The organism is Kamptonema animale CS-326 (genome assembly GCF_028330895.1).
Lineage (GTDB): Bacteria > Cyanobacteriota > Cyanobacteriia > Cyanobacteriales > Microcoleaceae > Kamptonema > Kamptonema formosum.
This window is the reverse complement of the sequence record NZ_JAQMUA010000016.1, coordinates 1-22,252: the sequence shown is the minus strand read 5'-3', so window position 1 is coordinate 22,252 and position 22,252 is coordinate 1. Positions and strand designations below refer to the sequence as shown.

The window sequence follows — 22,252 nt, the reverse complement described above, 5'->3', positions numbered from 1 at the left end:
GGGCAGCTCTTGAGCAGGGGAGCGGGAAGGCAAAAGGATTTATTAGTCTTCGACGAGAGAAGGTTGAAGACATTAGCTGAATCCTAACGCACAAGAAAAGCCAAATTCTCCTCATCCTCCCCTCCGATTAATTAAAATTAAAAATTAAAAATTAAAAATTAAAAATTGTAACTTTTAATTTTGCATTTTTTTAATTTTGCATTTTTAATTTTTAATTAATTAAGTTGCTCCCCCCATCTTCCCCATCTTCCTGACCCTGCGTGGGAAGAGTCCATAGTCTTAAGATAGAATTAAGTTTAAGAGAGTCCGTGTCCATTACATTGCACCGGAATCCCACATTGAGCAGGCAAAATGAGGCGACGGTCGTGAAACCAATTCGTTCTTTAGAAGATGCTTTGAACCGCTGTCAGACAATGGGTATGCGTCTGAGCCGCCAGCGCCGCTTTATACTTGAACTGCTCTGGCAAGCAAGGGAACACCTCTCAGCTCGTGAAATTTACGATCGCTTAAATCAGCAAGGTAAGGCGATCGGTCATACTTCTGTATATCAAAATTTAGAAGCGCTCTCAAGAGAGGGAATTATTGAGTGCATTGAGCGTTCGGAGGGGCGGTTGTACGGTAATGTCAGTGACTCCCATTCTCACGTCAACTGTCTTGATACCGAACAAATCCTAGACGTTCACGTAGAATTGCCTAAAGAGTTAATTGAGCAAATCGAACAGCAAACTGGCGTTCGGATCGCGGATTATCGGATCGACTTTTTCGGCTACCGTTTACCTGATGCTGCGATCGCACAGCCTGAAAATGATACGCCAAAAGCTTCTTAAAGCAGGATAGGGGAGCGGGGGCATTACTACTCTTGTAGCCTTAAAACCGTTTTGGGGTAGCTTATTTGTAGGGGTTAGCGTTGCGAGTGCAATGAAGTAATGAAGCAATCTCAAAACTTAAAACAAACTTAAAGCTCAAAACTCTTCTTATTTCTTCACAATCTTCGATTCCTTGGTAAGCTGTATACCTCCCAATTGGGTTAAGCTCTATAGAGCATTACAGGACAGGCTGAAGTAATGGCAAGACGACAATCTGACAAATTCCCCAAACCACCAGCAAGGTACAACCCATCCCCAAATTCGCAGGCCGATTTAAAGACAGCCGACGAGTTTTTAGATTCGTCTGCCTCTAGAGGCAAAGCGAAAGGCGGCAAAAGAGGTTTTTGGCAATGGCAATTGATGTGGTTGGCTGTCTTGTTGGCATTTGGTGTAACTGGTGCCGGTGCACTTCTGTGGTTGCTCGCCGTGCAGCCACCGCCTAACTGCCAGCAGCTATCCCCTGTGGCAGCGGATGGGGAAAGGCTCTATTGCGCTCAGCAAGCAGCTAACTCTGGGAAGTTGGAGCAAATATTAGAAGCTTTGGCTTTGGTTGAAAGTTGGCCGCCGGAGCATCCTCTTCACGAACAATCTCTACAACTTACTGGGGAATGGTCGAAAGCTATTTTGGGGCTGGCAACTGCGAAAATTGAAGCGGGAGACTTGCAGGGAGCTCTGGAGATTGTAGGTAAAATTCCCAAAAGTAGCCCAGCTTACTCGGAAGTGGAAACGGCTGTTGCTGGGTGGCAGAATAATTGGGAGGAGGGCCAAAAGCTCTATGACAAAGCGCAAGAAGCTTTGAAGGCAGAGGATTTGAGGAAAGCTTCGGAGTACGCTCAAGCTCTGTTTAAATTGGACAATATTTTTTGGGGCCAAAAACGCTTTAATGAGCTTGTAGAGCAAATTACGCTGGAAAGGCAAGGTTGGCAGCGCCTCCGAGAAGCTAAGGAGTTAGCCGCTGAGGGAGGTCTTGAGAACTTGGGAGAGGCGATCGCTTTAGCTGGCAAAATCGGGAAGAAGCTTTTTGCCTATACGAAGGGAGAAGCCCAGATTGTAAGCTGGAGCCGCGCTTTGCTAGGTATAGCGCGTCAGCGGTTGCAGGAAAAAAACCTGGATGGGGCGATCGCGGCTGCTAATTTAATTCCGGCGGATTCTGCTCTCTATGCTGAAGCTCAAGATTTGATGCAGCTAGGTCGCGCTCAGGCTGTTACGTGGAATCAGTCGATCGGTACGCCACTGCCACAACATATTTTTGCACTGTTAGAAGGGCAAGCGGCAGCGGCTCAAATTGCCCCCGATCGCCCTCTTTACAAACAAGCTCAAGATCAAATTAAGGACTTAGAGGTACAGTTTCAAGATTTGCTGCGGCTGCAAATGGCGAGCACGATCGCCAGTTTTGGTCAACCGATCGCGTTCCAACTCGCTATTGACCAAGCCCAAACTATCGATCCCGGCAAACCGAGGCGGGTTCATGCCCAAACTTTGGTAGCTTACTGGCGCAAAGAAATCCTTCGTATTGAAGACCAGCCATACGTTTTGATGGCCAGGCAGTTAGCAGCGCCGGGAACTGCTGAAGGGTTGAATGCCGCGATCGCGCAAGCGAGGATGGTGGCTCAAGGCCGTCCCCTACGGATAGAGGCGCAAACCCTAATCGCGCAGTGGACGAAAAGTATTCAAATAGTCGAAGACCAACCCCTGTTAAATCAGGCGCAAGCTTTGGCTAAGCTGGGCAAGCTGGCTGAGGCTATTGAGCAAGCTTCCCAGATTAAGAACAATCGGGCGCTATATGCTCAAGCTCAAGCCAATATCTCTCAATGGGTTTCCCAACTGCAAATCGCCCAAGACAGACCTATTCTCACTCAAGCATCTGAGTTGGCAGCTCAAGGAAGCCTGAGCGCGGCAATCAGTATGGCTGCTCAGATTGGCTATGGTCGCACGCTCTACTCGGAAGCCCAAGGTGCGATCGCTCGCTGGGCCGCAGAACGCGATGCGATCTCTGCTCCTCCGCCTGCGGCGGAACCGGCTGCTCAATATAGTGAACCTGCGTCGCCACAGGAGCCTTATTCCCCTCCTGCTCAACAACAGGAGCCTCCTGTTCAACAACAGGAGCCTCCCGCTCAACCACAGGAGCCTCCCGCTCGACCACAGGAGCCTTATTCCCCTCCTGCTCAAGAGGAATATTCACCCCCACCACAAGAGGAATATTCGCCACCGCCACAAGAAGAATATTCACCGCCGCCACCACAAGAGGAATATGCGCCGCCACCTGAACCAGAACCGGCTCCGCCTGCTCAGGAAGTACCTGCTCCTGCTGAACCTCCCGCATCTCCCGATGGTAATTTACTTCCTGAATAAACAGTTAACAGTTAACAGTTAACAGTTAACTAATCCTTCTTCCTTCTACTTATGACCAATTTGCAATTGTTGGTGATTGAAGGCGACCCCATCTTCCGGCTGGGTCTGCGGGTCGCTTGCGAACAGTACCCTGACTTGGGTGCGATCGCAGAGGTGGAGTCTGGGACTGAGGCTGTGAATGCGATCGCTGCTCTTGGCGATGAAAACACTCCCGATGTGGTAATTTGGATTTTAGACGGGCAGATTTTGCTCTCAGAGGTTAATGAGCAAGATTTTTCTCTGGGGATGACACTGTGTGAGCAGCTCAAAACGCAGTACCCCAACTTACCATTATTGCTACTGGTGGGAAATAGTACACCTGCTCTTTTGGCAAGAGCAAAGCAGGCGGGTGTCGATGGCTATTGCCCAAAAGCGATCGCAGTTGCGGAGCTCGTAGCAGCTATTCGCTTAGTAGCATCTGGTGAAAGCTATTGGCCAGAGCGATCGCAAGAACAAGAAAACGAGGGCAATATTCCTTTACGTGATTCAGTGCAGGTAGAGGAACAGAGCGAACTCTATCCCAATTCTGCTTTCTCCAGAGACTCTCTGTATCGAAAGTTAATTGCTCATCTTTCCCGATCGGGAATGCGGCAAATTGATACTGCGATCGCGGAAGTAAACACACAATTACAAGATGCTAGACTGTTACAAAAAGAAGATTTTGCCTCTCTGAGCGATTGGGTTTTACTCAGCGGTCGCCGCCGTGAATTGTTAGCTGCTCGTTGGCTGGTTAGTCAGCTATTACCGACCGATCGGCAACAGAAAGTTAGAGAACATCGGGAGGAAATTAGCAACAGAATAACTAACAACAAAACCACTAATTCCCCCTCACCAATTCCCAACTTACCTACTGCAATTAGCAATTCAGAATTATCTCCTCAGTTTTCAGCCACAAATGATTTACAAGCCGCTTTATTTAAAGCAGTAGCGGCGAAATTAGAATCAGGTTTAGTTAACTTAACTGGTCTACCTCTGGAAATAGATATCTTCCGGTTAAATAAGAAACAGGACTTGATGTATATAATCTTACGCAAATTACAAAATATACTTGATGAATTGCGCTTTTCCCAAGTCGAGTTGCAGCAATTATCAGAAAAGCGTTCGAGTATTGTCCGAGATTTATGGCAAGAGACGCTCGCAGATTTCTTTGGGAAATATTATACCTTACGGATAGAGGAAGGAAATGTTGGGGAGGTGAGAAATACAGGAGAATTGACCCTACAAAAAAGGAGCGATATGGGGGAAAATCCCTCTTTTGTTCTTCCTCCTTCTTCCTTACTATTTTCCGATAAACAAGAGCGAATAGAAGTTGTACCAGTGTTGTTGCAAGAGACTCAACTGGTTGAGACTGCAATTCTTGATAAAATTCCGCTGGTAGTGGAATGTTTTGCTCATTTACTATATCAAACTCCGCTGATAATTGATAATATTTCCTGCTCAGCGGGTAGCCCAGAAGCTATGGTAAGAGCGCAAGTAATGCTGGAAAATTTAGTGATTCAACTGGCTAACGGGGTGGTGCAACCGCTATTAAATAATTTTGCCGATTTAGAAGAAATAAAACAAAAATTTTACGATCGCCAGTTGATTTCTACGCGAGAGATTGAGAAATTTCGGAATAATTTGTCTTGGAAATATCGAATGCAAAAGTTATTTTGGGAGCCGCAGGCAATTTTTGAAAGCCGATTTTTAATGTTGACATTGAATGAAATAGGAATTCAGAAAACATCAATTTATTCTCCTAGAAATCAGGAGTTAGCGCAACTTTCTGGCGTGCAATTGGTGGTGACACTGGTGTTAGAATTGAGGGATGCGATCGCTCCTCGCCTGCGAGCAATTATCGCTTTTTTGGGCACGGGAGTTGTCTATCTACTGACGCAAGTTATTGGACGAGGAATTGGTTTGGTAGGACGGGGAATTCTTCAGGGGGTAGGCAATTCTTTGCAAGATAGTAAGTGGGAAAAAAAGGGCGACTAACTTTTCAATTTTCTCAATTCTTGCCCTGATTTTTTCCGAAGTTTGGGGCTTTTTATTAGTAATAAGTTGTTTATGCGTAAGTCTTATTGGTATTACTTTTGCTCGCAAATCGGCAACTCAATCCTAAACTTAGTCCCTTTTCCGAGTGTAGAACAACACCGTAAATTACCTTGATGGTTATCTGTCACAATTTGATAGCTAGTTGCTAACCCCATACCCGTACCTTTGCCGACAGGTTTAGTAGTAAAAAAGGGATTAAATATTTTTTCTTGAACTTGAGGACTCATTCCACAACCATTATCTTGAATAGAGATCGAAAGCTGATTTTTGGCAACAATAGAAGTAGTAATTATAATCTTAGGAACATAATCTACTTTTTCCACTGAATTTAGGCTTTCTTGCTTTTGTTCAATCGCATCAATAGCATTAACTAACAAATTTAGAAACACCTGATTTAACAAACCGCCATAACATTCAATTAAGGGTAAAGTTCCATAGTTCTTGAGTACAGAAATTTCTTTTTGTTCGGCAGACCTATTCAAGCGATTTTGTAAAATAATTAACGTACTCTCGATATTTTCGTGAATATCTATTGGTTTTAACTCGGCTTCATCCAAGCGCGAAAATGTTCGCAGAGACTTAACAATATCACTGATGCGCGTGGCTCCAGTTTTCATTGATTCCAGCAAGTTAGAAAAATCACTTACCAGATACTCAAGCTCAATATCTTCTATAAATTTAGAAATCGTTGGCGATGGACTCGGATAATGGTGTTGGTAGAGTCGAATTAGCTCAATTAAGTAACTAGCATAATCAGTGGCGGGTTGAAGATTGCCATAAATAAAACTTACAGGGTTATTAATTTCATGGGCAATACCCGCTACTAACTGCCCCAAACTTGACATTTTTTCGGCTTGAATTAACTGAGTTTGGGTATTTTGCAACTTTTTGAGGGTTGTGGTTAATTCTTCAGATTGCAGCCGTAGTTGAATTTCTGATTGACGTACTGCTGCTTCCGCCTTTATCCGCTCTATTTCTGCACCAGCACGAGTGGCAAAGATTCTTAAGATTGCTGACTGCATTTCTATATCTTGCACCATTGGCTTAGTGTCTAAAACTGCCAGCAATCCCAAAGGATTACCAGCAGCATCCATAATCGGCAAACCAGCATAACTTTCAGCTTGGAGAGCGACTAAATCAGTATCTTCAGGAAAAAGTAACTGAACTGAATTTTGGTATAGGCAAAAATCCGCTTGAGAATAAACATTCTCACAGGGGGCCCCGGCTAGATTGTAAGTAAAATTATCGCCAAAGTCGTCTACTGCCCAAAATGCTAGAGTTTTTGCACTCAATTTTTCTGAGTCAATAAATTCAGCGATGAAAGCATAACGAACTTCTAATACCTGGGCAATATATTGAACGCAACTTTGAAAGAATTCTTCACCAGTTTTAGCCGCCGTACCCTCGACAATTAAGCGCAGAGATTGTTCTTGACGTTTGCGTTCGCTAATATCTCTTGCTACCAAAACAACTCGATCTTCAGACATAGGAGAAATTCTCCCATCAAACCAAATTAAGCGATCCTCTATAGGTAATGAGTATTCCAACTGCATCAGGGATTGATTAATAATGGCTTGATGAATAGTGTTGAGGAATAAATCTGCGGCATCTTTGGGTAGTAATTCGTGCAGAGTTTTGCCTAAAATTTCTTGTGAAGGTTGGTATAATAGAGGCGCAGAACTGGGAGCAATTTTTAGATAGCGCCCCTCTGCATTCAGGACAATAATTACATCCTGTATGGCGTTAAATAGGGCCATTAATTCTGCTTGAGAAGAGGCTAATTCTATTTCAGCTTGTTTGCGATCGCTGATATCAAAGTTAACCCCAATCATTTTTTGAGGATTGCCCTCGGCATCGCGGCGAACTAGACCGAATGCTTTAATGAAATGGAGACTGCCATCAGGATGAATCACACGAAATTCAGTATCGTATTCTGCTTGTCCCAAGATAGCTTGGCGGCCTAATGTTTGGGCAGCATCTCGGTCATCAGGATGTACCCCCTGCCTCCAAATTTCGTAAGCTAATCTGGTGTTATAGTTTTTGGTTACGCCATATAGCTCGTACATCCGTTCGTCCCAAAAGAGGCTATTGTGTACGATGTCCCATTCCCAACAGCCAATTCCCCCAGACTTGAGTGATAATGATAAACGCTCCGATATTTCTTTCACTTTGGCTTCAGCTTCTTTGCGAGCCGTAATATCACTTGCTATCCCCAAAAATCCCGTAATTGTACCTTCTTCATCGCGCAATGCAGTTACGGAAACTTGTACGGGAAAACGAGAACCATCTTTACGAATATAAGACCATTCATGTTCGTCAATTATTCCCAAACGCGCCTTAGCAACAAATACTTCAAATCCCGGAGAAATGGGTTTGCCAAGTTCTGCGCTCAGTTCGGCTGCACGTTGTTTGACTTCTTCTAAATCGTGAAAAATTGCTGGTGTAGCTTTGCCTATTAATTCGGCTGATGAATATCCCAAAAATCTTTGGGCGGCAGCATTAATGGTTTTGATGATGCCATGAATATCCGTAGAAATGATTGTATAGTTAGCACCGTCTAAAATTGCTTGCTGTAGTTGAGTGATTTCGATGAGCTTGGCTTCAGCTTCTTTGCGCTCAGTAATATCTTCCGAGATCCCTAGTAAGTATTTAGGATTCCCAACTTCATCAAGGATGGGGATTTTTCTTGTATGTAGAATTCGAGTGCCTTGATGATTGGTTTGAATCTGTTCTTCAGGAATATCTAAAACCTTGCCATTGGCCAAAACTTGTCGATCTTTGGCTATGAAAAAATCTGCTTCTGCGGGCGGGAAAAAGTCATAGTCACTTTTTCCTAATAATGCTTCTTTAGGATAGCCAAGTAGTTCTTCACCAGCCTTGTTAAAGCGCAAAAATTGAAGATTCTCGGCATCTTTGACAAAGAGCATATTGGGAATATTTTCAATAATCGAGTTGAGGAAGTTCTGCATCTGCCAGTTTTCTATATCTGCTTGTTTGCGATCGGTAATATCGCGAGATACGCCTACTGTTAAGATGGTCTCGCCTACTTCGTTCCGAATAACTGACTTAATGGTGTTGAACATCTGCACCTTGCCATCATAACGGGTAACAGGTTCCTCAATTTCCAAGGTTTTCCCAGTCTCAAACACATAAGCATCATCGCGAATGTATTGCAGCGTATAGTCTGGTTCATTAAAGGGAGCATCAATCATATCTCTGAGTTGCTCGTTAGTCAGACCGTAATAGTCTCGGAATGCCTTGTTTGCCCAGACAATGCGAGATTGAGGACCTTTGACCAGCACCATATCAGTAATGGCATCTAGAATTTGATGATACTTTTGTTCGTTTTGACGTAGGCTTTTTTCAGCTTGTTTGCGATCGCTAATATCCTTGAGCATACCAATTACGCAAACCTGTCCCTCCAGCCGTTCTACCGTAGCGGATATTAAAACCGTCTTAGCTTGTCTTGAGGAAGTGCGAATCACTACTTCAAAATTTTGGATTCTTCTTTCCCGAACTAAGGTGTGTCGGAAGTGGTGCAAATCCTTAAGATCGTCCCAAAGTTCGATTTCTACACAGGTTTTCCCGATGATGTCTGTGTGCGTCCTCTCTAATAACTCACACAGACTTTCATTTACATTCAAACAACGTCCTTCTGTGAGTGTGGCAATCCAAGCGGGATCGGGACTGTTATGAAAAATAGTTGAGAATTTAGTTTCTGATTCATGGAGGGCGATTTCACGACTTTTGCGATCGCTAATATCCCGAATATAACCATGCCATAAGGTACTGCCATCGGCTTCTGGCTCAGGTGTAGCATTACCAACTAACCACAGCATCCGCCCATCGGGTAAACAACTTCGATATTCGCAATACCAAGGGGTCAGGTGTGAGGCGGATTCGAGAATGGATTGAGTGACGGAATCGAGGTCATCTGGGTGAATAGCCCCAAAAGCTTTAGAAGCATCGTCGGTCACTTCTTCTGGGGAAATGCCATAAATCTCTCGTATCCCATCGCTGGAGTAGGGAAAATGAAAAGTGCCATCAGGACGTTGACGAAACTGATAAATAACTCCGGGAATGTGGCGAGCAATTTGCTCTAGGCGATGATACTCTGTGGGGGTAGATATATTTGCAGAATCAATGCCATTTTCCCTTAATTGAGCTTGGGTTTGTTCAAGTTTGCGGGTAAGTTCGCGAACTTGTGACTCGGCTCGTTTACTCTGCGTAATGTCTCGCATTACTGATAGATGGCGGTGGGGTAAAAAGTTAGCTGTTGTGGCATATTCGACTATGCGGATATCCCCATCCGGGCGCACTAATCGGATCTCACCCCTGACTTTTTCCGGTTGTTGAAACTGTTGCCATAGTGCTTGGAAATTAAATCCCGGTTCCAGAAAGTCAGAGATGCAGCGTCCCAAAATTTCGTTTTTCTCTAGACCCAATAATTCACAGGCGGCGGGGTTGAGATCTACATAACGCCCTCCGTCATCTGCGATCGCGATCGCATCTAGGGTAGTTTCAAAAAGCGCCCGCAATTGACGATCTCTTAGGGACTGCTGGGCCGGATCTGATTCATCAATTGGCCGATCGAGGCTAGGCTCGTAATTTAGTGGGAATGACATATATTTTTAATTGGTTTAATATAAACTTTTCGATCTAATCTAACGATACACTAGCAATCCTAAATAATTTGTGTACTACACTTTTCTTTAAGGAACCATAGAGGAGGCAGTAGAGGATGAGGGAGGAGCTATTAATCAAGCAATTCTTAATATTAAGAAAGATGTAGATTGGGAAGATAGGGGACTGCTTAAGCCAATCCCCCTAGATTAATAGCTAACTCTGTGTATGCGGTAATAAATTGCTTATTTCTCCTGGCAAATCGGCAACTCAATCCTAAACTCAGTCCCTTTGCCAACTGTAGAAAAACACCGCAAATAACCCTGATGATTCTCCTTCACAATTTGATAGCTAGTTGCTAACCCCATACCAGTTCCTTTCCCGACAGGTTTAGTAGTAAAAAATGGATTGAATATTTTTTCTTGAATTTGGGGACTCATCCCACAACCATTATCTTGAATAGAAATGACAACCTGATTTTCTAAATAGATAGAAGTGGTAATGGTAATGCAGCCAATATAATCCGATATCTCTCTTGCCTCTAGGCTGTCTCGTTGTTGTTCAATTGCATCAATAGCATTGACTAACAAATTCATAAATACCTGATTTAATAAACCACCATAACATTCAACCAGAGGTAAGTTCCCATAATTCAGGATGATAGGAATCTCTGGTTTTCCCGCCCGACCATTCAAGCGATTTTGTAAAATAACTAAGGTGCTATCGATATTTTCATGAATATCTATTTCTTTAAAATCTGCTTCATCCAAGCGCGAAAATGTCCGCAGAGACTTAACAATATCCCCGATCCGCGTAGCTCCCGTTTTCATCGATTCCAGCAAATTAGAAAAATCACTTACTAGATACTCAAATTCGATATCTTCTGTCAAATTAGAAATCGCGGCAGGGGGACTCGGATAATACTCTTGATAAAGGTGAATTAACTTAATTAAGTCACTAGCATAATCACTAGCAGGTTTAATATTGCTATAAATAAAACTCACGGGATTGTTAATTTCATGGGCGACTCCCGCTACTAATTGCCCCAAACTTGACATTTTTTCGGCTTGAATTAACTGAGTCTGAGTATTTTGCAATTTTTTAAGAGTGATTTCTAATTCTTCAGTTTGTTGCCGCAGTTGAATTTCCGAGCGACGGACTGCGGCTTCCGCTTGTATCCGCTCCATTTCCGCACCAGCACGAGTAGCAAAGATTTTCAAAATTGCTGACTGCATTTCTAAATCTTTTTCCATCGGCTTAGTGTCCATCACCTCCAATAATCCCAAACGATTACCAGCAGCATCTATAATCGGTAAACCAGCATAACTTTGCGTTTGAAGTGTGACTAAAGTATCATCTTGAGGAAACAAACAATCTACAGAATTTGGATAGCGACATACCTCACCATCGTTATCAATATTTTTACAGGGTGTATTTTTACAGGCTGTCCCGGCTAAATTGCAAGTAAAATTATCGCCAAAGTTGTCTCCGGCCCAAAATGCTAAAGTTTGCACGATTGATTTTTCGGGGTTAGCAAATTCAGCGATCGCAGCATAACGCACTCCTAAGACTTGGGCGAGATATTGAACGCAACTTTTGAAGAATTCTTCGCCTGTTTTCGCCGCCGTACCTTCGACAATTAACCGGAGAGCTTGTTCTTGGCGTTTGCGATCGGTAATATCAAAGTTAACCCCAATCATTTTTTGCGGATTGCCCTCGGCATCGCGGCGAACTAGACCGAATGCTTTAATGAAATGGATACTGCCATCAGGATCAATAACACGAAATTCAGGATCGTATTCTGCTTGTCCCAAGACAGCTTGGTGGATTAATGTTTCGCAGGCCTCTCGGTCATCAGGATGTAGCCCTTGCCTCCAAATGTCGTAAGCTAATCTGGAATCAGAGTTCTTAGTTACGCCATATAGTTCGTACATCCGCTCGTCCCAAAAGAGGGTGTTGTGTGCTAAGTCCCATTCCCAACAGCCAATTCCCCCGGACTTGAGTGCTAAGGATAAACGCTCAGATATTTTGTTCAGTTCTGTTTCAGCTTCTTTGCGATCGGTAATATCCATTACTGTCCCAAACAAACTGACAATTTTTCGATCGTGGCGTTCGATTTCCATGCGATTATTGATATAGCGGACTGCACCATCCGCTCGGCAGATCCGAATGTCAAAGTTTTGGGGAATTCCTTGCTCGCTTGCTGCTTGAATGCAACTTATGAATAATTCCCGATCTTCGGGATAATATTTTTCGATCGTCTCTTCAAAAGTTGGTTCTCCCTGTTCGGGATTTATCCCAAAAATCCGAAATAACTCCGCAGACCAAGTAATTTTTTGCGTAGCTAGGTCAAAAGACCAATTGCCAATATGAGCGACTCGTTGTGCTTCTTCTAGTTTTCTAGTAAGTTGTTGTTGGGCAATTTCGGCAGCTTTGCGATCGCTAATATCGCGAGATACGCCCACTGTTAAGATTGTCTCGCCTACTTCGTTCCGAATAACTGACTTAATGGTGTTGAACATCTGCACCTTGCCATCGTAACGGGTGACAGGTTCCTCAATTTCCAGGGTTTTCCCAGTCTCAAACACATAAGCATCATCGCGAATGTATTGCAGCGTATAGTCTGGTTCATTAAAGGGAGCATCAATCATATCTCTGAGTTGCTCGTTGGTCAGACCGTAATAGTCTCGGAATGCCTTGTTTGCCCAGACAATGCGAGATTGAGGGCCTTTGACTAACACCATCTCCGTAAGGGCATCTAGAATCTGATGATATTTTTGCTCGTTTTGACGTAGGTTTTTTTCGGCAGCTTTGCGATCGCTAATATCGCAATGAGTGCCAATAAACCGCAAAGGTTGACCTTCTTTGTCCCATTCCACCACCTGACCGCGATCTAGAATCCACTTGTAAGAACCATCTTTACAACGCAAGCGATGTTCATTGCGATAAGCAGAGGTTTCGCCCTTGAGGTGTTTGGAAAAATCTTCATTGCATTGGGCTTTATCCTCTGGATGTACCCGACTTTGCCACTCTTCTAAAGCATTGGGAATTTCATCTTCTGCGTAGCCCAGCATCGCTTTCCACTGCCGAGAAAAGTTCATTTCATTAGTTTTGATGTTCCAATCCCAAGTACCATCTCCCGCTCCTTCTAGGGCTAACTGCCAGCGGCTATTACTTTCTTGCAAAGCGATTTCTGCTTGTTTGCGATCGTGGATATAACGGGCTATTCCCAAACAAGCAACCACTTGCCCATCATAATCTCGCAGGGCTGATACATTGGAAGAGTGCCAGTAATAGTTACCATCTTGATGTAAAAATCGGTATTCAATTCCCCGCAGTTTCTCACCTTGTAAAGAGCGATCTACGGCATCTACACAAATTGCTAAATCTTCTGGATAAATCCAATGAGAAAAAGACGCATCTAAGAAGTTTGCTAGTTCATATCCCATAACTTCCTTGAACTGGGGACTGACATAGCTAAATGTGGTATCGGGGTTGATAATATAAACCATATCATTGAGATTTTCAATGATGCTGCGAAATTTATTTTCACTAATTCGTAAAGCTAGTTCTATGGCTTTGCTTTCTGTGATATCCCGAATGATTGTGGAAAAGTATTCCACTTTTTCCTCTGTCGATTTGTGAGCTAGGATTAATTGAGAAACAGGAATTTCACGTCCTGTCGGATCTAGTATTGCCGTCTCACCATACCAACTGCCAGAATGTGCTGCTTCCGGCAAACCCTGATTTAATACAATATCTAACGCCCACTCTGGATGAACGTTGGAGATTTCCATACCTGCGATCGCTGCATTATTATTAATATCGAGCAAATTTCGCCAAGATCGATTGAGGTAAAGAGTTTGACCAGTCACATCAGCAGTTCCAATCAAATCTGGCGTGATTTCCAGAATGGCAAGCAGACGTTGATTGTGAGCTTCAGCACTTTTGCTGTCTGTGATATCCCGAATATAGCCATGCCATAAGGTACTGCCATCGGGTTCTCGCTGAGGTGTAGCATTACCAACTAACCACAGCATCCGCTCATCGGGTAAACAAGCTCGATATTCGCAATACCAAGGGGTCAGGTGTGAGGCGGATTCGAGCAGGGATTGAGTGACGCGATCGCAGTCATCTGGGTGGATAGCACCAAAAGCTGGAGAAGCATCTTCGCGCACTTCTTCTGGGGAAACGCCACAAATTTCTCGAATTCCCTCGCTGGAGTAGGGAAAATGGAAACTACCATCAGAGCGTTGACGAAACTGATAAATAGCTCCGGGGATATGGCGGGCAATTTGCTCTAGGCGGCTTTGTGACTCAATGCGATCGCTAATATCTGTAGTAATCCCATCAATGCGAATCGGTTTTCCGGTTTCGTCATAGACCAAATAAGAGTTAACAGACAACCAGCGCACCTGTCCGTCGCGGCGAATAATGCGATATTCTGTTCGAGTTTTCCCCTTCTCTTTGAGTCTGACGAAAGCATTTGCAATCTTATCTCGATCGTTGGGATGAATGATTTCAAACCACAGATTAGGGTTAGAAAAAAACTCTGCCACCGAACAGCCAAATATTTGTTCTACGGCGGGGTTAATGTAAATCGTCTCATAGGTTTCCGGGTGAATTGACCACACCACTCCCTCAACGGAATTCAAAATGCTTTCCAGTCGTTGCTGAGATTCCCGTAATTGAGCTTGGGTTTGTTCTAGTTCGCTGACAGGTTCGCAAACTTGCCGCTCTAGCTGTTGTGTCAGTTCTTGGACTCGTGCCTCTGCTCGTTTACTCTGTGTAATGTCTCGCATTACAGATAAGTGGCGGTGCGGTAAGAAGTTAGCCGTAGCAGCAAATTCCACTATCCGAATATCCCCATCGGCCCGCACCAAGCGGAACTCACCGCGCACTTTCTCTTGTTGCTGAAATTCTTGCCATGCTTGTTGGAAATTAAACCCCGGTTCCGCAAACTCAAAGATGCAGCGTCCGAGAAGTTCCTCTCTCTTTAGTCCAAACAATTCACAGGCGGCGGGGTTGACATCTAGGTAACGCCCTTGGTCATCTGCGATCGCCATCCCATCTAGCGCCATCTCAAAAAGCGTCCGTAATTGGCGGTCTCTCAGAGATTGCTGAGCAAAATCTTCTTCATCAATCGAGAGATCCAGCAGAGGGTCGTAGCCTAGGGGGGATGACATAGACCGTGAATTGGTTTAATAAAAACTTTGTTATACCAGTCAAGTATAGTCCACCGCCTCTTGTGCTGGTCAAGGGTATCTGCGCTCCTCTGTGTAGATTTGGTAAAGACAAATAAATTTTAGGTAATATTTTCTGCAAAATTAGAAACCGGGTTTCTTAAAGAAATCCGGTTTCTAGGGAGTTGTTCAGAGTGCAACCAAACTAGCCATGAATAGCAGGAGCGTTCATAGCAACAGGCAAGAACTCACTAGCAGCTAAATCCAGAGGGAAGTTATGAGCATTGCGCTCGTGGATGACTTCAATCCCCAAATTAGCGCGGTTAATAATATCCGCCCAGGTGTTAATCGGTCGTCCTTGATTGTCAAGAATTGACTCGTTAAAATTAAACCCGTTCAGGTTAAAAGCCATTGTGGAAATTCCCAAAGCTGCGAACCAAATACCTACAACTGGCCAAGCAGCTAAAAAGAAGTGCAAAGAGCGAGAGTTGTTGAAGCTGGCATATTGGAAAATTAAGCGTCCGAAATAGCCGTGAGCTGCAACAATGTTATAAGTTTCTTGCTCTTGTCCAAACTTATAACCTGTATTAGCCGATTCGTTTTCAGTTGTTTCTCGCAACAGAGAAGAAGTTACCAAACTGCCGTGCATGGCGGCAAATAGCGAACCACCAAAGACACCAATTACACCTAATTGATGGAAGGGGTGCATGAGAATGTTATGCTCAGCTTGGAACACAATCATAAAGTTGAAAGTTCCAGAAATACCCAGCATTAAACCATCAGAAAAGCTGCCTTGCCCGATGGGATAGATTAAAAGAACGGCAGTTGCAGCAGCAACAGGCGCAGAATAAGCAACTGCAATCCAGGGGCGCATTCCTAATCTGTAGCTGAGCTCCCACTCGCGACCCATGTAAGCGTAAATGCCGATTAAAAAGTGCAGGATAATTAGCTGATAAGGGCCGCCATTGTAAAGCCATTCGTCAATAGAAGCTGCTTCCCATAAAGGGTAAAGGTGTAAACCAATAGCCGCAGAAGTCGGCACAATGGTACCAGTAATGATGTTGTTCCCGTAAAGTAGAGAACCGGAAACTGGCTCGCGGATGCCATCTAAATCGACGGGAGGGGCAGCAATAAAGGCCAGGATAAAAACGATAGTGGCAGTTAAGATTGTAGGAACCATTAACACGCCAAACCAGCCAATATAAAGCCGATTTTCTGTGCTAGTAATCCAGTTACAGAACCGAGACCATAGGTTATCTCCTATGGGTCTGCTTAAAGTAGTTGTCATTGCGATTATATCTCCTTGAAAATTAATGAGGAGGTCTGGGAGACACTGGGATCGAGTGTTTCCGCAGACACTTACTTTATAACTAATTAGTTATATGCTTGTCAAGCTTTTACAGTAAAATTTATTTTTGATGTCTAAAATCCCTGATTTACAGGGGTTTTAGGTCTTCAAACTCGAAAAACGCAATTATGTAATTCAGGACTTACGCACCCAACCAAAGAAAGCGGGTTTTTTGACGAAAATACTTCGTTATTACCCACAGATTCTCTCAAAAACCCGGTTTCTAGGGCCCCATACCTAACTCCTATGATTGCGATTGCGAGTACAGGGAAGTCATGTCAAAACTTAGCAATAGAGAAGTACCTATTACCCGCAATTATGAATTTTCTCAATGGCAAATTAACTTTTTAAGCTGCTTGTGCAACTTGTTGCCATTCTTCTACCCAAGAAGGGGGAATATTTAGAATTAGAGATTGCCCATCAACGAGTGGCAATGAAAGTTTGAGAGCATAACCTTCTGGCAATTTGTTCAGAAAGGGACTCAAATCGTACTGTCCCACATTAGGAGCCGGAGCTTTTCGCTCGAAAACATCCGCTGCTGTAAAATTTTGCCCGTTAGTTGTTGCAATCTGTAAATCTTTTGGGTGAGCAAATTCTGCAACATCGGGAAAAGCAACTAATCGCAAATTGATACTATCTGCTTGATTGGTTTTACTTTGTTTAAACAGAATTACTTGCCAAGAGTTGCCGCTAGAATCTCGTAGATGATGGCGGGCTTGGTAAAGGATTTGACCTGGTGCTTCTTCTATCTTTTGGACTAAAGCCATTGCTGGCTCTATTGTGATAGTGACTGCTATCAATAACAGTAAAATACTGACAATTGTTAAACCTAAAGCTCTCAGTCGCTTTTTCATTCTTTTAGAGCTCTTAAAATTAATTACCGATGAAAAACCTACTTGAGAGATCGGTGTTTCTGCTTTTGATGCAGACCCTCAAGCTGTTTCAACTGCTCAGATTGGTATTCTAAGCGCTCCCCCAGACGAGTACACACCAACTCACAAAGTTCAAAAATTAGCGGATCGGAAATTTCGTAATAGACACTGACTCCAACTTGGGTGCGAGAAACCATACCCATTTGCGCGATCGCTTTCAGGTGTTTAGAGACATTCGCCTGTCCGAGTCCCGTCATTTCAATGATTTCAGTGACATTTTTGGCTCCGGATTTGAGGCAGCACAAAACCTGAAGTCGGCTAACTTCGGAAAGGATTTTGAAATAATCTGCTACAGGAGCTAAGGTTTTGGGAGATGTCTCTAGCACGCCATTAATAAAAAGTGTTGTAAGTATAGTTTAGGTGTTCACAAAGGTGATTTTTTGAGAACTGCATAGGTTCCACTACCTTAACTTTACCAGATTACTATAGAGTTATATTATAAATCCAGCAGGAAATAAATTTTCTTTTGCTCAAATATTTCCTCACTGCCTGGGGTGAGACTAGGTTTAACTGGCATATCACACTTTTAGAGGAATGTCAAGAGAGCTGTCACCCGTCAGGGCATTATAGGAATGGCGGAACGGGTGACAAAAATTGACCCCCCCACCAAAGGGCTAAAAATCGGTGAGTTGAAGTAAAAGCACTTGCGAACAATTTTTCTTAATAAAAATGCAGTGTAATTTATCTATTTCTTAGTGTAAAAACGGGGGAGTGCCAATGCTATAACTATCTATGTTTGAGCCAATTTCACCCACATTATCTATGTTTAAAATAATGTCCTCAACACGCAGATAAAATCTATCTCCTGCGTTCATCTGCGCTTAAAAATTAATTCGGCTTACTGAGGGCCGGGTTATTAATAAACTCTTCATCCGTTAAATTTTGCCGAGAAGCCAGCAAATTTTCCTGCTCTTGTGCTGCCAATTTAAGGAGAATATATAAAATCATCTAGGGACTTTGAGTACATCTTCCTTAAGATAGATTAAATTATTATTAACAAATTGAGGAGCTTCTTACGGTGAATCAGCCTCAAGTGCTTATCTTACACTGATTTTGGAGTTGGCCCTCAAATAATCAGCCTGCTAGAATCAAATAATTCTCAATAAGCAAGTAAAAAAATTAACTTTCTAATCACCTGCATACTATGTCACCAATACATTTAGGGCACTTATTGCCCGGTCAAAGCGCCACTATTTCAGGAATACAAGCTGAGGAAGGATTGCAACAACGGCTCCGAGCCCTGGGTTTTCGCACCAGCAGGCAAGTGCTAATGATTCGGCGGGCAGCATTTTTCGGGCCACTCCACGTCCGCGTGGGGACAACAGAAATCATGCTTCGTCGCCACGATGCCAAGGAAATTAAAATTACGGACGTAAAATCGGGAGAACTTAGATGAAACAGATTGCAGTTGTGGGAATGCCGAATACAGGGAAATCAACTTTTTTTAACCGCATTACCGGCGCGAATGCTAGCATTGGTAACTGGCCGGGGATTACTGTAGACTTGATGGTGGCAAAAGTCCAACTGGGCGACGAAGCAGCGGAAATGGTGGACTTGCCAGGGATTTATGACTTGCACGGCTTTTCGGAAGATGAGCAAGTAGTAAGAAATTTTCTTGAGAATAATCCCATACATTTAGTGCTGATGATTCTCAACGCTACTCAAATTGACCGCCAAATTAGTCTGGCTTTGCAGGTGAAATGTTTGGGAGTACCAGCGGTGTTACTGCTAAATATGGCAGATGAAGCGCCAAAATTTGGGGTCGATATTGACCAACAGAAAATGTCAGAGCATCTGGGGATGCCTGTGATGCCAATTAGTGCTAAATACGGTCAGGGTTACGCAACTGCTTATCAAGCAATTACTGATAGTTTGAACCGTCAGGAAAAGGCAATTTCTGTTGGTAAGATTAATGACCATTTAGTGAGCGATCGCCAAATAGCTGACGAGATGGGAAGTTTGTTAAAAGCTGCCGTTCACGTCCCGCATCAAATTAAAGAAAATTGGACAACTAAACTAGATGCGGTACTGCTGCATCCGGTGTTGGGGTTGCCGATATTTTTTGCAGCCATGTTTTTGATGTTCCAGGCAGTATATGCTCTGGGAACCCCTATGCAGGAGTTATTAGGATCGGGCTTTGATTGGATTCAAGCTAATGCTTTAGAACCGCTGCTGGGAGGAGCACCGGAGTTATTCAGAGGTTTCTTAATTGACGGTCTTTATACTGGGATGACGACGGTAGCGGCATTTATTCCCGTGATTTTGCTGTTCTTTATCTGCATGGCGGTGATCGAAGATAGTGGCTATTTATCGCGATCGGCATTTTTGATGGATGTTTTGATGCAGAAAATGGGATTGGATGGCCGATCTTTTGTGATGTCGTTGATGGGATTTGGCTGCAACGTCCCGGCAATTATGGGAACGCGGGTAATGCGATCGCCTGGTTTGCGGTTGTTGACGATGATGGTAATTCCCTTTTCTCTTTGTTCGGCTCGGCTGAATGTATTCATCTTTATGAGTACGGCGCTATTTGCAGCTAAAACTGCACCCATAGTGTTATTTAGTTTGTATTTACTGAGTTTTGTTGCCGCTATTTTAACTGCGGCTTTGTTCAAGGGTAAATTTGAGAGTAAAGAGCCTTTTGTCTTAGAATTGCCGCCTTATCGCTTTCCCACTTTTAAGCAAATGTTACTGCGTTCTTGGTGCGAAGTTCGTCACTTTGTCAAGTGGTCGAATAAGTTTATTATCTTTGGAGTAGTAGCAATTTGGGCGCTGAATAATTTGCCTCCGGGCGTACCGCCTGCAAGTGCTCAAACTTTTTCGGGAATGCTTGGTCAGTTGACACAGCCTATTTTTGGCCCAATTGGGATTAATCCTCAATTAACAGTGGCGCTGCTGTTTGGGTTTATTGCCAAGGAGATTGTTTTGGGTGGTTTAGCGGTGATTTATGGCAAGTCTGAGGATGCGGATTTGATGGGTGCGATCGCGCAACAGGTAGACTGGGTACAAGCTTATAGTTTTATGCTTTTTACTTTGCTCTATGTGCCTTGTCTGTCCACAATTGCGGTGCTTAAAAGTGAGTCTAAAAGCGCCAAGTTTGCTTGGCTTTCCGTGCTCTGGTCAGTAACTTTAGCTTGGGGTGCAAGTTTTATTTTCTACCAAGGTGCAAGGGCTTTAGGATTTTAATCAATGGCTAAGTAGGTGAAATATATTGCGTATCATTGCGAGAAACGAAGGGATCGCAAAGGTATGCTAAAGGTTGAGTCTGCTTTACAATGGCATGATGGCGTTTATTTATGTCCACCTACTTATAATTTGATTAACGGTCTAGAGATAGATATTTATTTTTATAGAAAAATTAATAACCGCTATAGTCAATTTCATACAATATTTATATTAACAGCTAAAAATATAATGATTTAGTAAAGTCGAGCTTCAACACTATTCACCCCAGGAAAACTGTGGCACGATGGAATCATAGAAGAAACCACCACTAACCATCGAAGACGAGGCAGGACTATGAAAACTACCCTTAAAAGCGCGATCGCGATACCCTTTTCCTTAGCTTTAACAGCCTTAGTAGCCGCTCCTTCTCTTGCGGGTTCTCTCACTTTTGCAACTAACGTCGAAGAATTTAACGAAGGCGTTGGCATTCAAGAAGCTTATAGAAGAAATGCGGCTAATGCTCTGGGTGCTCCTCAACTCAATGCTTACAGCAGCACTAAAGACTTTTTGAGCTTAGGTGTAGGCGGTTCTGCTATATTCAGTTTCGGTACGCAATTTACAAACAAGGTTACACTCTGGGAAACTACTTGGGGAGATAAGAATGGCCGACAGTCAGCTTATGACGAGCAAGTAGAAATTTTTGCCAGTAATAGCTTAGATGGGGTTTGGACTCGTCTGGGTTTGATCAAGAATATTGAAGATGGTGCTTATAATACAGCGGCAGGAGCTTCCTTAACTTTCGATGGCATTTTCCAATACCTAAAGCTGGTAGATAAATCTGCTGCTGGTAGCGATCGCGATGGTTTTGATGTTAATGGTATCGGTGTAGAATCTGTACCTGAACCTTTCACAATTGCTGGTATGGTACTAGGTGCTAGCGGGATGATTGCTGCTCGTCGCCGTCACACTAAGCAAAATGCCTAGAAACAGGGTGTAAATGGTAAGTGGAAATTGAGAGCGATTCAAAAGTACAAATTAGCTGAGTATTCCACTTACCCCCTGGGGCATTTCTTAAGTAAAACTAATCGGATTCCCATTCTCGCTCGATTCTTTCTAAGTCTTTCGCGGCTCCCAATTGCTGAAAGATTTGATGGGCTGTGTTGTAATGTTGTTGGGCTAATTCTGTGTTATTGCGTTTGCGCTCAAGTCGTGCTAAATCGTAGTGAGTTACTGCAATATATTTAGTCATGCCTAGCTCTTGGGCTATTTCTGAAGCTTTCAGTAATAGTGGCTCTGCTTTATCGAGATTGCCTCGGCGAATTTCGGTTTTACCTAAATCATCTAGCGCCATTAAGATACCAGAGCGATCGCCTAATTGTTCGCATAAGTCTAAAAACTGCTGAGATAAATGTACTGACTCATCCCAGTTATCTCGTTCACGCTCAATATCTCCCAAACATCCTAAAATATAAGCCATCCCAGAGCGATCGCCTAATTCTGTCCTTACTTCCAAAGATTGCCGATACAGACGTTGTGCTTCCTCCCAATTGCCTCGATTGCGCTCAATATCTCCCAACCCTCCCCAAGAAGATGCCATCCCAGAGCGATCGCCTAATTCTGTCTCAACTTCCAAAGATTGCCGATACAGACGTTGTGCTTCCTCCCAATTGCCACGACTTTGCTCAATATATCCCAACGATGCCCAAGTAG

At 43.5% G+C, this 22,252-nt stretch carries 13 protein-coding genes; 6 read left to right on the top strand and 7 right to left on the bottom strand.

Annotated features, from left to right (window positions below):
• Window positions 1–365: 365 nt before the first annotated feature.
• The 3 genes from PN499_RS00950 (at window position 366) to PN499_RS00940 (ending at window position 5,231) form a co-directional block, all read left to right on the top strand.
• Window positions 366–827 carry a Fur family transcriptional regulator gene (locus tag PN499_RS00950; RefSeq protein WP_272029708.1) on the top strand — a complete coding sequence of 154 codons (462 nt, stop codon included), beginning with the start codon at window positions 366–368 and terminating at the stop codon, window positions 825–827.
• A gap of 237 nt (window positions 828–1,064) precedes the next feature.
• Window positions 1,065–3,218 carry a hypothetical protein gene (locus PN499_RS00945; RefSeq protein WP_272029707.1) on the top strand — a complete coding sequence of 718 codons (2,154 nt, stop codon included), beginning with the start codon at window positions 1,065–1,067 and terminating at the stop codon, window positions 3,216–3,218.
• A 51-nt stretch (window positions 3,219–3,269) separates the two neighbouring features.
• Window positions 3,270–5,231 (top strand): DUF3685 domain-containing protein, encoded by a 1,962-nt coding sequence (locus PN499_RS00940; RefSeq protein ID WP_272029706.1) that lies wholly within the window; start codon window positions 3,270–3,272, stop codon window positions 5,229–5,231.
• A 92-nt stretch (window positions 5,232–5,323) separates the two neighbouring features.
• Here the strand turns inward: PN499_RS00940 and PN499_RS00935 are convergent, their stop codons facing one another.
• From PN499_RS00935 to PN499_RS00910, 6 genes are all read right to left on the bottom strand, one after another.
• A complete protein-coding gene (locus tag PN499_RS00935; protein WP_272029705.1) occupies window positions 5,324–9,916 on the bottom strand; it encodes a PAS domain S-box protein in 4,593 nt (1,530 codons plus the stop codon).
• Between the two features lie 243 nt (window positions 9,917–10,159).
• Window positions 10,160–15,100, bottom strand: coding sequence for a PAS domain-containing protein (locus tag PN499_RS00930; RefSeq protein WP_272029704.1), 4,941 nt, complete (start codon window positions 15,098–15,100; stop codon window positions 10,160–10,162).
• Window positions 15,101–15,302: 202 nt separating this feature from the next.
• Window positions 15,303–16,385: a photosystem II q(b) protein gene (gene psbA, locus PN499_RS00925; RefSeq protein WP_272029703.1), complete on the bottom strand. Its 1,083-nt coding sequence runs from the start codon at window positions 16,383–16,385 to the stop codon at window positions 15,303–15,305.
• Between the two features lie 407 nt (window positions 16,386–16,792).
• A complete protein-coding gene (locus PN499_RS00920) occupies window positions 16,793–17,299 on the bottom strand; it encodes a DUF3122 domain-containing protein (protein ID WP_272029702.1) in 507 nt (168 codons plus the stop codon).
• A 38-nt stretch (window positions 17,300–17,337) separates the two neighbouring features.
• A complete protein-coding gene (locus tag PN499_RS00915) occupies window positions 17,338–17,703 on the bottom strand; it encodes an ArsR/SmtB family transcription factor (protein ID WP_272029701.1) in 366 nt (121 codons plus the stop codon).
• 366 nt (window positions 17,704–18,069) lie between these two features.
• The gene (locus PN499_RS00910; RefSeq protein WP_272029700.1) at window positions 18,070–18,192 is read right to left on the bottom strand and encodes a hypothetical protein; all 123 of its coding nucleotides are present in this window, start codon (window positions 18,190–18,192) and stop codon (window positions 18,070–18,072) included.
• A 329-nt stretch (window positions 18,193–18,521) separates the two neighbouring features.
• On the opposite strand from PN499_RS00910, the gene PN499_RS00905 reads away from it, so the two are divergent.
• From PN499_RS00905 to PN499_RS00895, 3 genes are all read left to right on the top strand, one after another.
• Entirely contained in the window at window positions 18,522–18,773 is a 252-nt protein-coding gene (locus PN499_RS00905; protein ID WP_272029699.1) for a FeoA family protein, read from the top strand.
• Window positions 18,770–20,563 carry a ferrous iron transport protein B gene (feoB, locus tag PN499_RS00900; RefSeq protein WP_272029698.1) on the top strand — a complete coding sequence of 598 codons (1,794 nt, stop codon included), beginning with the start codon at window positions 18,770–18,772 and terminating at the stop codon, window positions 20,561–20,563. The genes PN499_RS00905 and feoB overlap by 4 nt, the downstream gene beginning before the upstream one ends.
• A gap of 333 nt (window positions 20,564–20,896) precedes the next feature.
• A complete protein-coding gene (locus PN499_RS00895) occupies window positions 20,897–21,526 on the top strand; it encodes a PEP-CTERM sorting domain-containing protein (RefSeq protein WP_272029697.1) in 630 nt (209 codons plus the stop codon).
• Window positions 21,527–21,623: 97 nt separating this feature from the next.
• Here PN499_RS00895 and PN499_RS00890 read toward each other — a convergent pair.
• The coding region (locus PN499_RS00890; protein WP_272029696.1) for a tetratricopeptide repeat protein at window positions 21,624–22,252 on the bottom strand (629 nt) is incomplete at its 5' end.

Excerpts from the sequence above, each read along its gene's own strand:
- PN499_RS00945 (WP_272029707.1), top strand. The coding sequence starts at position 1,065 with ATGGCAAGACGACAATCTGACAAATTCCCCAAACCACCAGCAAGGTAC.
- PN499_RS00940 (WP_272029706.1), top strand. The coding sequence starts at position 3,270 with ATGACCAATTTGCAATTGTTGGTGATTGAAGGCGACCCCATCTTCCGG.
- PN499_RS00935 (WP_272029705.1), bottom strand. The coding sequence starts at position 9,916 with ATGTCATTCCCACTAAATTACGAGCCTAGCCTCGATCGGCCAATTGAT.
- PN499_RS00930 (WP_272029704.1), bottom strand. The coding sequence starts at position 15,100 with ATGTCATCCCCCCTAGGCTACGACCCTCTGCTGGATCTCTCGATTGAT.
- psbA (WP_272029703.1), bottom strand. The coding sequence starts at position 16,385 with ATGACAACTACTTTAAGCAGACCCATAGGAGATAACCTATGGTCTCGG.
- PN499_RS00920 (WP_272029702.1), bottom strand. The coding sequence starts at position 17,299 with ATGAAAAAGCGACTGAGAGCTTTAGGTTTAACAATTGTCAGTATTTTA.
- PN499_RS00910 (WP_272029700.1), bottom strand. The coding sequence starts at position 18,192 with ATGAACGCAGGAGATAGATTTTATCTGCGTGTTGAGGACATTATTTTA.
- PN499_RS00905 (WP_272029699.1), top strand. The coding sequence starts at position 18,522 with ATGTCACCAATACATTTAGGGCACTTATTGCCCGGTCAAAGCGCCACT.
- feoB (WP_272029698.1), top strand. The coding sequence starts at position 18,770 with ATGAAACAGATTGCAGTTGTGGGAATGCCGAATACAGGGAAATCAACT.
- PN499_RS00895 (WP_272029697.1), top strand. The coding sequence starts at position 20,897 with ATGAAAACTACCCTTAAAAGCGCGATCGCGATACCCTTTTCCTTAGCT.